We start from the raw sequence: 10,171 nt of genomic DNA on the forward strand, positions 1-10,171 counted from the left end.
TGCGTAGCGTGCATCTTGATGCACGACCAAATTACGCACGGAACGTTATTTAACGTTTTCGGGCATTCATGATTTCGTGCAACAAGTTGCACGCTACGATTCACTAAAATGGTGATATGAAAATAAACACGGTGACCCGTTTTCACAAGCTCCTTGAGGGGTTTGCGAAGTATAGGCCCTTATAGGAGAACCTAAAAACCGCACGTTTTATGTGCGGATTGTTATTGGTGTTGGTGGGAAAGGTGAAAAGGCGGTCTGATTCTTTTTTGCAACGAAAAATGCCGCCAAAAAGTACCGCACTTTTCAGAACCATCGTCCCAAATGCAATTCCACAATATCCACGATGTGTTTTAAGAAAGTGGTGTCTTGTCCGTTATGGAAACGGGCGGTATCTCGGGAGGTGAATAATAAAAGTGCGGTCGGTTTGTGGCTTGTTTTTGCGCCAAGCAGACAAATTGCCACGGAGCCAATGGGAAATTCTTCCGGCAGAAACATCAGGTGTTTTTCTTTGTTGCTTAAATCGCCCAAGTAAAATTGGCGCAAGCCGAGACGTTCTAAGCGAATCAGTTCAAACGCTTTGCGGTCAATCCAATATTGTTCGGGAATGGTTTCATTTTTTGGCCACGCATCTCGAAACAGCAATATTTTTGCACCGTCCAGTTCATAGGATTGCGCCCACTGTTTCAATTTTTCTTCGCCCCGTTGGAAATCTTCCGCTTGAAACAATTTCTTTTGTAAGGGCATAAGCGCGTAGAAAATGTCAGCTTCTTGATAAGCAAGCTGATGAAATTTTTCTAAGAATGCCGTCAGGGTTTTGATGTGTTGGCGTTGCTGTTCCAACTGTGCTTCAACCAAAGATAGCGTGCCTTTTTGCGGATGAACCACGGACAGTTTGGCAAGCAAATCAGGATGAGTGGTGAAAAAATCAGGGTGTTCGGTTAGGTATTCGACGACGTTTTTTTCCTGTTCATTCATAAAAAAACTCTCCAAAAAAGAACCGCACTTTGATACTTCAAAAGTGCGGTCGTTTTTTTATGCGTTTTTACGCGGCAAACGGATCTTGTAAAATCATTGTTTGTACGCGATCCGGTCCGGTTGATAGGATAGAAACCGGTACGCCGGTGACTTCTTCGATACGTTTGATGTAATTACGGCAGGTTTGCGGTAATTGATTTACATCAGTGACACCGAAGGTATTTTCTTTCCAACCCGGCATAGTTTCATAAATCGGCTCAACACCTTCCCAGTCTTTCGCGGCAAGTGGTGCGTATTCTACAATATCGCCGTTTGGCATTTTGTAGCCCACGCAGATTTTCACTTCATCGAAGCCATCTAACACGTCTAATTTCGTCATGCAGAAACCGGAAATGGAATTCAATTGAATCGCGCGACGAATGGCTACCGCGTCAAACCAACCACAACGACGTGGACGACCGGTAACCGCACCGAATTCATTCCCTTTGCGTGCAATTTCTGCACCGACTTCATCGAATAATTCCGTGGTGAACGGGCCGCCACCCACGCGGGTGCAATAGGCTTTGATGATACCCAACACATAATCTAAATTGCGTGGGCCGAAACCGGAACCGGTAGCAACGCCACCGGCAGTGGTGTTGGAGCTGGTCACATACGGATAGGTACCGTGGTCGATATCCAACATGGTACCTTGTGCGCCTTCGAATAAAATGTTGTCGCCATTTTTGCGCGCGGTATCTAAAATGGTGGTGATGTCGGCAACCATACCGGTGATAATATCGGCAACAGCAAACACATCATCTAAGGTTTTTTGATAATCAACCGGTTCGACTTTGTAGTAGTTCACCAATTGGAAGTTGTAGTAATCAAGGATGTTTTTGAGTTTTTCGGCAAAGGCTTCGCGATTAAATAAATCACCTACGCGCAAACCGCGGCGAGCCACTTTGTCTTCATAAGCCGGGCCGATACCACGACCGGTGGTACCGATGGCTTTTTTGCCAAGTGCCGCTTCACGAGCGTGGTCCATCGCAACGTGGTAAGGCAGAATTAATGGGCAAGCTTCGGAGATTAATAAACGGTCACGTACGTTCACGCCACGGTTTTCTAATTCGCCCATTTCTTGCATGAGGGCAGCTGGGGAAAGTACAACGCCATTACCGATTAAACAGGTGACGTTATCGCGTAAAATACCTGATGGAATTAAACGTAAAACGGTTTTCTCACCGTTGATGATTAAGGTGTGACCGGCATTATGACCGCCCTGATAACGAACCACATATTTGGCGCGGTCGGTGAGCAAATCAACGATTTTTCCTTTTCCTTCATCGCCCCATTGCGCGCCGAGAACAACAACACTTTTACCCATAATTTTCCGCCTTTTTTAAGCTAGTTTATAAAAATCAACGGTTGCTTACTTTACTCTTTTTAACCTTTGATCTCAATGAGATTTATGACTATTTATTGGCTAAAATGACCGCTCTTTTCGGGGCAGGATAGCCTTCGATGGTTTTGCTGTGATCTGCCGGATCGAGAAAATCAATTAAGGATTCATTTTCTAACCAATCGGTTTTGCGCTGTTCCTCTAATGAGGTGACGGCGACATCTACGCAACGCACATTTTTAAAGCCGGTTTTTTGCAGCCAATGAATCAGTGCGGCAACGGACGGAATAAAATACACATTTTTCATTTTGGCGTAGCGATCCATCGGCACCAACACCGTGTTTTCATCACCGTCCACCACTAAGGTTTCGAGCACCAATTCACCGCCATTAACTAGTTGCGCGCGCAGTTGGGAAAGGTGATCTAGGGGCGATTTACGGTGATATAACACGCCCATGGAAAACACCGTATCAAACGCCGCAAGGGGTTGCATTTGCTCGATGCCGAGCGGAATCAAATTTGCACGGCGATCGTCATTTAAGAGTTTGCGAACCGCTTCAAATTGACATAAGAACAATTCCGTCGGGTCGATGCCCACTACCATTTTCGCGCCTTCGCCCACCATGCGCCACATATGATAGCCACTGCCGCAACCCACATCTAAAATCGTGCGATCTTGCAATGGCGCTAAATGCGGTAGCACGCGATCCCATTTGAAATCGGAGCGCCATTCGCAATCCACATGAATGCCGAGTAAATGATAAGGCCCTTTGCGCCATGGCATGAGTTGTTTTAAATGGTGAATAATGCGCTGGCGTTCACCATCGGAAAGCGCAGAATCGCACTCAGATTTGACCGCACTTTTAAGATCAATACGGGAAGCCTGCAAGTGCGGTAGAAATTCCACGACTTTTGCCCATTTGGCATATTCCCCGTGGGTTTGCTGTTGCCATTGTTTCATTTGTAATGGCAAGGTTTCCAACCAAGGGGAAAGATGGGTCGTGGCAATTTGTTGATAAAAAGGACGAAAATCGATCATATCGTTATCTCGGTGAATTAGGGTTACAGCGCATCATAATACGCTTTTTGGGCTTTCTCAAAGGTGTCGGTAATCGCGGCATCCGGTTTTGCGGACAGTAGTGACACAATAATAATCGCGATGGCGGCGAACATAAAGCCGGGAATCATTTCATACACTTGCGCCCATTCGCTTTCTTGCGGTAAACATTCTTTCCAAGCAAACACGGTTATTGCGCCGGTGAGCATGCCCGCCATAGCGCCGGAAGAGGTCATGCGTTTCCAAAAGAGTGAAAGTAAAACTACCGGGCCAAAGGCGCTACCAAACCCCGCCCAAGCAAATTCCACAAGTTTCAACACCTTACTGTTTTGATCTTGCGCAATCCAAATGGCAACGGCGGCAATCACCAATACCATGATGCGACCTAACCAAACCAATTCTTTTTCTGACGCCTTCGGGCGGATAAAGCCTTTGTAAAAGTCTTCTGTAATGGCACTGGAAGAAATTAACAGTTGGCAACTTAAGGTACTCATTACTGCGGCAAGAATGGCAGAAAGTAAAATACCGGCAATCCACGGATTAAATAATAATCGGGATAATTCAATAAAAACTTGCTCGGGTTCATGGTTTACTAAGGCTGCAGAGGCGGTGTTTGCATTCGCATAGAAATACGCCATGCCAAAGAAACCGATGGCAACGGCACCTACTAAGCAAAGCACCATCCATGTCATGCTGATTTTACGCGCTTTATTGAGAGAACGCACAGAGTCTGCCGCCATGAAGCGAGCGAGGATGTGTGGTTGTCCGAAATAACCTAAGCCCCACGCCGCAAGGCTTAACAAGCCCATGATGGAAGTGCCACGGAATAAGTCGGTAAATTCTTTTTGTGCGCTCATTTCGGCTTGTTGCACGACGCTTTGTAAGTCGTCAACGCCGCCGATAGAGATCACCACAAAAACAGGAGTAAGCAATAAGGCGAAAATCATCAGTGTGGCTTGAATGGTGTCTGTCCAACTCACCGCAAGGAAACCTCCGATAAAGGTGTAGGCGATGGTGGCGAGTGCGCCGTACCAAAGTGCGGTGGAATAATCGATTGAAAAAAGATTTTGGAATAATTTTGCACCCGCCACCACGCCTGAGGCACAATAAATGGTGAAGAACACCAAAATAATGGAGGCGGAAACGATTTTTAACGCATTGTGACGCGTGCCAAAGCGATGATGAAAATATTCAGGTAGGGTTAATGCGTTCTGATTGAATTCGGTGTAAACCCGTAAACGTCCGGCAACGAAGAGCCAGTTTAAATAGGCTCCTAAGGTTAAACCAATGGCAATCCAGCCCTCGACCAAACCGGATAAATACACAGCGCCCGGTAACCCCATCAATAACCAACCGGACATATCCGAAGCACCGGCAGACATCGCCGTGACGAAACTGCCTAAGCGACGACCGCCCAAAATGTAATCGGATAAATTTTTGGTGTAATAATAGGCGGCAACCCCAATGCCAATCATGCCGAAAATATAAATAGTAAATGTAACAATTGTCGGATCTAAACCAAACATCCTATCAATCCTAAAAATAGTTCTTATATTCAAAAAAAAGGGGAGCATTTTACCTTATTTGCCCCTGTTATTCTATTTTCCTTTTCGTTAGACTAATCGGCAAAATCAATAACAACGACATTTTGGATAAGATATTTTATGGATTCTGTTGAATTATTGGTCAATGTGACACCAAGCGAAACGCGCATTGCCTTAGTGGAAACCGGTTTGCTCAAAGAAGTGCATATTGAACGCCAAGGCAAACGCGGTATTGTGGGAAATATTTATAAAGGTCGGGTCACCCGTGTATTACCGGGAATGCAATCGGCATTTGTGGATATTGGCTTAGAAAAAGCGGCCTTTTTACACGCCTCAGATATTGTATCGCACACCGAATGTGTGGAAGAAAGTGAACAAAAGCAATTTGTGGTGAAAGACATTTCCCAACTGGTACATGAAGGACAGGATATAGTGGTGCAAGTGGTAAAAGATCCGCTTGGCACGAAAGGTGCGCGACTCACCACGGATATTACCTTGCCTTCCCGTTATTTAGTATTCATGCCGGAAAATAGCCATGTGGGCGTGTCACAACGCATTGAAAGCGAGGAAGAACGTAATCGCTTGAAAGAACTCACCTTGCCTTTATGTGATGAATTAGGTGGTTTTATTATCCGTACTGCGGCCGAAGGGGCGACTGAACTGGATTTACAACAAGATGCCGATTTCTTAAAACGCTTGTGGCGAAAAGTGCTAGAACGCCGTGCGAAATACCCAACCCGCTCCATGCTTTACGGTGAATTGGCGCTGACACAGCGCATTCTGCGTGATTTTATCGGGGGCAAATTGGATCGCATTCACATTGACTCCCGACTTTGTTTCAATGAAGTGAAACAATTCACCGAAGAATTCATCCCCAACCTCACCGACAAACTGATTTTATACACGGGAAATCAACCGCTCTTTGATGTGTACAGTGTGGAAAAAGGCATTCATCATGCTTTAGATAGACGGGTAAATCTCAAATCCGGTGGCTATTTGATCATTGAGCAAACAGAAGCCATGACCACGATCGACATCAATACAGGTGCATTCGTAGGGCATCGTAATTTGGAAGAAACCATTTTCAACACCAATATTGAAGCCACCAAAACCATCGCGCAACAACTTCAACTGCGCAATCTCGGTGGCATGATTATCATTGATTTCATCGATATGCAAAGTGAAGAACACCGTAATCGTGTGTTGGAATCCTTGCAAGATGCCTTATCGCGTGATCCGGTGAAAACAAATGTGAATGGCTTCACGCAATTAGGTTTGGTGGAAATGACCCGTAAACGTACGCGGGAAAGTTTGGAACATGTATTGTGTTGCGAATGCCCAACCTGCCAAGGAGAATGTGCTGCATGCCAAGGACGTGGACGCGTAAAAACTGTGGAAACCGTGTGTTACGAAATCATGCGCGAAATTATCCGCGTACATCATTTATTTGCCAGTGAACAATTTGTGGTTTACGCCTCGCACGCTGTTGCAGACTATTTAATCAACGAAGAATCCCACGGTTTGTTAGCCGAGTTGGAAGTCTTTATTGGCAAACAAATCCAAGTAAAAACCGAACCGTTTTACACCCAAGAGCAGTTTGATGTGGTGGTGATGTAAAAAGTGCGGTGGGAAAACAATCTATTTTTTGAACGTTTTAGCTTTTGCGTCATCGAATGTTGTTTTTTCCCTCACTACAATAACTGTCCTGAGCAACGTATCGTTGTATTGGGATAACGCAATTTAATTCTTATCCCCGACAATATGTTGGGGATTTTTACATAACAATGCTGAGAAACAATATGGCAAAAGAATCCAAGACAATGCACTTTCAATTAGAAATTTTACGTTTAATTCCCAAACGTAGTTACATCAGCACGCATGAAATCCAACAGAAGCTGGAAGATATGGGATTTTCTCGCGATATTCGTAGCATTCAACGTCAATTAAAAAGCCTGTCTGAACAGTTTGATATTGAGTGCAATACTCTCAGCAAGCCTTACAGTTATCGCTGGAAAGAAAATACCAAAGGGCTGGATTTGCCGATTTTAAACGAGCAACAATCCTTGGTGTTAATGTTGGCGAAGCAATATTTAAAAGGCATTTTGCCTGCAAATATTCTCAATTCGATGGAATCCTTTTTTAAGCAGGCCGAATATAACTTAGTCTATGATTCCAATAAAAAATCCGGTTCCGAATGGTTGAATAAAGTCGCTATTGCGCCGACCAGTCAGCCTTTGCTGCCGGCAATCATTGACGATAACATTTTTGCACAAATCAGTACCGCACTTTATCAAAATCGATTCTTACAGGTGCATTACCGAAGTATTCACGGTAAAGAACATAAGGCTTTAGTGAAACCTCTTGCTCTTGTGCAACAAGGCCCGAGTAGCTATCTCGTCGCGCAATATGAACATGGTGATATTTTGCATCTTACTTTGCATCGTTTGCTTGAGGTTACTGTGAGTACCATGCAATTTGATCGCCCGGATTTTAATTTGAAAGCGTATGTTGAGAGCCAAAAGTTTGGCTTTAGTTATGGCAGAAAAATTCGATTAACGTTCAGAGTAGATAAAGCGATTGGGGGCTTTTTGACAGAAACGCCGTTATCAGTCGATCAAACGGTGAAAGATTGTGGCAGTGAATATGAAATTTCCGCCACGGTGATTGAGAGTGAAATGTTGAATTGGTGGATTGCACATTTTGGTGAAAATTATCAAGAAATTGATCGTGTATATCTCGAGGACATTTCCTAACGACACACATTGTCGCTTTATGTTTTATGATGAAGCCATCAATAGAGAGGACATTAAGATGAATCCTTATAAATCGCCTGATCAAGCGTCAAGCGGAAATATTTTCGGGCATAATGGCGAAAGATAGACGGATTGATAAGATTCTAAAAATGAGAGGAGAGAAAAAGCATGACAGCGAAAAAAAATAAACCAATTTGCGTCGTATTAACCGGTGCGGGGATTAGTGCTGAAAGTGGCATTCCTATCTTCAGAGCGGAAGACGGTTTGTGGGCAGGACATAAAGTCGAAGAAGTTTGTACGCCGGAGGCCTTACAAAAGAACCGTGCGAAAGTGCTAGATTTTTACAACCAACGCCGTAAAAATGCCGCCGTAGCTAAGCCAAACGCTGCGCATCTTGCCTTAGTGGAATTAGAAAAAGCCTATAATGTGAGAATCATCACGCAAAATGTGGATGATTTACATGAGCGAGCAGGAAGCTCAAATGTGTTGCATTTACACGGCGAATTAAACAAAGCGCGCAGTAGCTTTGATGAAAGTTATATCGTGGATTGTTTTGGCGATCAGAAATTAGACGATAAAGATCCAAACGGACATCCGATGCGTCCTTATATCGTCTTTTTTGGTGAAATGGTGCCGATGCTGGAACGAGCCATTGAGATTGTAGAACAAGCGGATGTGGTATTAGTGATTGGCACCTCTTTGCAAGTGTATCCGGCGAATGGCTTAGTCAATGAAGCACCACGCAATACGCCGATTTACTTAATCGATCCGAATCCAAATACAGGCTTTGTACGCAAGCAAGTGATTGCAATAAAAGAAAAGGCAGGGGAGGGAGTGCCAAAGGTAGTGGCAGAGTTATTGGAGAAGGTTAAAAACTTATAGAAAAACGACTGCACTTTTCACGCAAATAGCGACTTTGGTCGCTATTTGTTGTTATTCCCCTTGCTTAAGCATATGCATAATAAGCCTAATGAGCGTTTCTTTTTGTTTCGGATCAGATTCGGCAACTAATAATGTGAGTGCAGCAAGCCCGGTATCATTGATAACCGGATGACCATTATGATCAAACAAACGCCCATTTCGATGTAAGAAATCCACAAATAAAAACGCTCCGCTACGTTTATTACCGTCTGAAAAAGGATGGTTTTTGACGACGAAATACAGTAAATGTGCGGCTTTTGCTTCAATGCTTGGATAGGCAGGTTCTCCAAACACACTTTGATCTAAATTACCTAAAATAGCAGATAAGCCATCATCTCGTTCACGTCCAAACAGATCACTTGCTTCACCTTTTGCCATAAGCTGTGCTTTTAACTCGGCCAGTGCAGAACAGGCTTCGGAATACGTGGGCAACATACCGCCTTGCTGGGTTTGCGGTTCGGCAAGTAAACCTTCATCATATTGTTGTAGCCATAAAAATGTGTGCGTATAACGGCTGACAATATCCACTAATCCACGACCGCTTTCTAGTGTTAATGCTGAGGAATTTGCCGTTTTTTGAATAAGTGCAAGTGCTTGTTCTAATTCGTGAGCATTTTGCTGTAAACGTTTTTGGTTAATGGTATAGCCTTGAGTAAGGTACTCTTTTAAACGAGCAGTTGCCCAAATTCTAAATTTAGTCCCTAAAATAGAATTGACTCTATAACCCACAGATATAATCACATCAAGATTATAGTATTCAATTATTCGATTAATCTGTCTTTTGCCTTCAATTTGAACAGTTGCATTTTTTGCAACAGTTGATTTTCTATCTAACTCTCCATCACTATAAATATTTCGTAAATGGCGTGAAATAACAGATTTATCGCGCCCAAATAAATCAGCCATCTGTTGTAAACTCAGCCAAACCGTATCCTTTTCAAATCTGACTTCCACTTGTGTCGTGCCATCTTGCGCTTGGTAAATTTCAATCGGGTTTTGGTTATTCATATTCTTCCTTTAAATAATAAAATATATGTATATATAAACAGGTAAAGAAATATATTGCAATACTGTATAACCTTAATTTTCAAAAAATCTTTTCAAAAGAATTGCTCCTTAAATTTCCTAACGACACGAATTGTCGCTTATTTCCATATCATTTTTTATAAAAGAGAGATTTTTTACAATTCTCTTAATCCCTTTGTCATCGCAACACAGGAGAAAAATGATGCCAATGAAAGTCACTTTTAATCGAGATCCGCTTTTTGAAGAGGTAAAAAAATATGTGCAACAACAAAAAATGGCGTCTTGCTCAATGATTCAACGGCGATTTAGGTTAGGTTTTAATCGAGCGGGCAAATTTTAGAGCAATTAGAAGAAGCCGGTGTTATTTCAACAATGAAAAATGGGCAGAGAAAAGTACTATGAAAAATGATTTGAACTATGCCGTGGCGCTTATCCGCATTAATCCACAAGACGGTGGTATATCAAAACATCATTTTTTAGGGCTGGATATGACCGCACTTGAGGCCTTAAAAGC

Annotated in this window: 8 protein-coding genes and 1 pseudogene; 4 read left to right on the top strand and 5 right to left on the bottom strand. The window is 43.2% G+C overall.

Going from position 1 to position 10,171, the window contains the following annotated elements:
- Positions 1–303 precede the first annotated feature (303 nt).
- From Q0203_RS09345 to putP, 4 genes are all read right to left on the bottom strand, one after another.
- Positions 304–975, bottom strand: coding sequence for a DUF484 domain-containing protein (locus Q0203_RS09345; RefSeq protein WP_297931829.1), 672 nt, complete (start codon positions 973–975; stop codon positions 304–306).
- A gap of 67 nt (positions 976–1,042) precedes the next feature.
- Positions 1,043–2,341: an adenylosuccinate synthase gene (gene purA, locus Q0203_RS09350; RefSeq protein ID WP_109432850.1), complete on the bottom strand. Its 1,299-nt coding sequence runs from the start codon at positions 2,339–2,341 to the stop codon at positions 1,043–1,045.
- An 88-nt stretch (positions 2,342–2,429) separates the two neighbouring features.
- Positions 2,430–3,395, bottom strand: a complete 966-nt coding sequence (gene cmoB, locus Q0203_RS09355; RefSeq protein ID WP_297931834.1) for a tRNA 5-methoxyuridine(34)/uridine 5-oxyacetic acid(34) synthase CmoB — start codon at positions 3,393–3,395, stop codon at positions 2,430–2,432.
- 23 nt (positions 3,396–3,418) lie between these two features.
- Positions 3,419–4,939, bottom strand: coding sequence for a sodium/proline symporter PutP (putP, locus tag Q0203_RS09360; protein WP_297931837.1), 1,521 nt, complete (start codon positions 4,937–4,939; stop codon positions 3,419–3,421).
- Positions 4,940–5,077: 138 nt separating this feature from the next.
- Here putP and rng point away from each other — a divergent pair, with 138 nt between their 5' ends.
- The 3 genes from rng to Q0203_RS09375 all read left to right on the top strand — a co-directional run bounded on the left by rng (position 5,078) and on the right by Q0203_RS09375 (position 8,592).
- Complete coding sequence (gene rng, locus Q0203_RS09365; protein WP_297931840.1) at positions 5,078–6,574, top strand: ribonuclease G; 1,497 nt, start codon at positions 5,078–5,080, stop codon at positions 6,572–6,574.
- Between the two features lie 182 nt (positions 6,575–6,756).
- Positions 6,757–7,710: a WYL domain-containing protein gene (locus Q0203_RS09370; protein WP_297931843.1), complete on the top strand. Its 954-nt coding sequence runs from the start codon at positions 6,757–6,759 to the stop codon at positions 7,708–7,710.
- Between the two features lie 168 nt (positions 7,711–7,878).
- The gene (locus tag Q0203_RS09375; RefSeq protein WP_297931846.1) at positions 7,879–8,592 is read left to right on the top strand and encodes an NAD-dependent deacylase; all 714 of its coding nucleotides are present in this window, start codon (positions 7,879–7,881) and stop codon (positions 8,590–8,592) included.
- A gap of 51 nt (positions 8,593–8,643) precedes the next feature.
- On the opposite strand, the gene Q0203_RS09380 is transcribed toward Q0203_RS09375, so the two are convergent.
- On the bottom strand, positions 8,644–9,639 hold the full coding sequence (locus Q0203_RS09380; RefSeq protein WP_297931849.1) for a virulence protein RhuM/Fic/DOC family protein: 996 nt from the start codon (positions 9,637–9,639) through the stop codon (positions 8,644–8,646).
- A 220-nt stretch (positions 9,640–9,859) separates the two neighbouring features.
- Here Q0203_RS09380 and Q0203_RS09385 point away from each other — a divergent pair.
- Positions 9,860–10,059, top strand: a pseudogene (locus tag Q0203_RS09385) (DNA translocase FtsK).
- Positions 10,060–10,171 lie beyond the last annotated feature (112 nt).

It is taken from the genome of uncultured Aggregatibacter sp., assembly GCF_938046485.1.
Classification (GTDB): domain Bacteria; phylum Pseudomonadota; class Gammaproteobacteria; order Enterobacterales; family Pasteurellaceae; genus Aggregatibacter.